Genomic DNA, 1,481 nt, shown 5'->3' on the forward strand with positions numbered 1-1,481 from the left:
CTTTTCTCTTTTCAACATTTCTTTCATCGCTATTCGGGTGACATCCATCAATTTTGTTTCATCTACAGTACGTGTTCTAGGATCATACACACCATGTTCTGCAAGCCAATCATTATCAAAAGTGATGACATCTTGCCACATAATACTTTTATTCTTTTGAGCGAGCTGAAACATCTTTTTTAAATCTTTCTTTTCATTTTCCTTTAAACCGTTACTATGCTCTGTGAAGAGGGAAGATGTCTTCTCTGCATCTCCCATATAATCCTGATACAGAGAAAACATTTTCTGATGCGCTTCACCTTCTCTTTTTGCATCTTCTCGGTCGACATACTCCACATAATCCTGAAATGTTTTTCCATCCGCCGTAACAAAACGAGACACTGTCACCACACCAGGCGTCACCGTTGCTTGTGAAGGACTTGCTGTTTGGCTCATACCTCATCATCCTGCGTCATCATTTGTAAAAAGGCATTCATTTCTTTTACAGCTTCGAAACAACTTTCCATCGCATAGATATTTTTTTCTAACAACTGTTGAAGATACAATTCACGATTTTGCTGTTCCTGGTAAAACGCCAATGTCTCAATTTGTCCTTTCAAGAATTCCTGTCTTGAAATGTTTTTCTTCTTTGCAATTTCATCTAATCTTTTGATCGCAACTGGACTCAAATTTCGGATTTTAATGTCCATCTGTTATTTCGCCTCCATTCGTTCAGAACACCACACCCAAGAGTGAGAAGAGCATAAGGGCTTTTTGCCCCCACCAAGGGTGTGGGACTAGGCAAAGCCTAGTAAAATCGTGGGGTCATGAAAGTCTTTCAAAAGTACACTCAAGGTACAGTCAATATCTTCCAAAGTTCAGTCGAGGTACACTAAAAATCTATTAAAAGTGCACTCAAGGTACACCTAAAAACCTTGAAAGTACATTCAAGGTACACTACACTTTTTTCATAAACGCTCTACATCTTTTGCCTTCTCATCTAATTTTTTCATCTTTTCTTTCACTTGTCCTTGCTCCCATTTATATAGTTCAACCTTCTCTTTTGACTGGCTAATATTCGTTTCTTTTGAGTTAATTTTTGCGTCGGTTTCCATTTTTTCTGTTTCAGTTTGGTACTTAGAATCGTTCTTCCATTCTGTGATTTGCTCTTGCCACTGTGTTTGTTTAGATGTTTCTTGTTTCATGACCTCATTGTACTGTTTTACTTTTTCTTTTAAGATTTTTTGTTCCATACCGATAAACACTTTCGCATAAGTGCCTTTACTCTTTTGTGAAATGCCCTCTTCTATTTCTGTTTTCTTTTGGTCGGAGAAGAAGGATTTTAGGAACGTTTGCTTTTCATCTTGTTTTGAAGTTTCCTTTTCTTTCTCAGTCTTTTGCTTTGTCTCTACTGTTACATCCTGATTATTTTTTTCAAATACATCTAGCGCAACTGCCTGCCATTTTGGAGATAGTTCTTTTACTTGTATAACCAAATTTTT

At 36.9% G+C, this 1,481-nt stretch carries 2 protein-coding genes and 1 pseudogene; all 3 read right to left on the bottom strand.

Annotation, left to right across the window (positions count from 1 at the left end; all coding sequences use genetic code 11):
- Positions 1 to 435, bottom strand: a 435-nt coding sequence (gene mobL / locus BPMYX0001_RS33375; RefSeq protein WP_033799774.1) for a relaxase MobL, incomplete at its 3' end; no start/stop codon positions are given.
- A complete protein-coding gene (locus BPMYX0001_RS25760) occupies positions 432 to 689 on the bottom strand; it encodes a hypothetical protein (RefSeq protein WP_006097113.1) in 258 nt (85 codons plus the stop codon). The genes mobL and BPMYX0001_RS25760, both read right to left, overlap by 4 nt.
- Before the next feature lie 258 nt (positions 690 to 947).
- A pseudogene (locus BPMYX0001_RS25765) lies at positions 948 to 1,481 on the bottom strand (hypothetical protein); the annotation flags it as partial.

Source organism: Bacillus pseudomycoides DSM 12442, assembly GCF_000161455.1.
Classification (GTDB): Bacteria; Bacillota; Bacilli; order Bacillales; family Bacillaceae_G; genus Bacillus_A; species Bacillus_A pseudomycoides.

Coding starts and splice junctions, on each gene's coding strand:
- BPMYX0001_RS25760 (WP_006097113.1), bottom strand. CDS start 689: ATGGACATTAAAATCCGAAATTTGAGTCCAGTTGCGATCAAAAGATTA.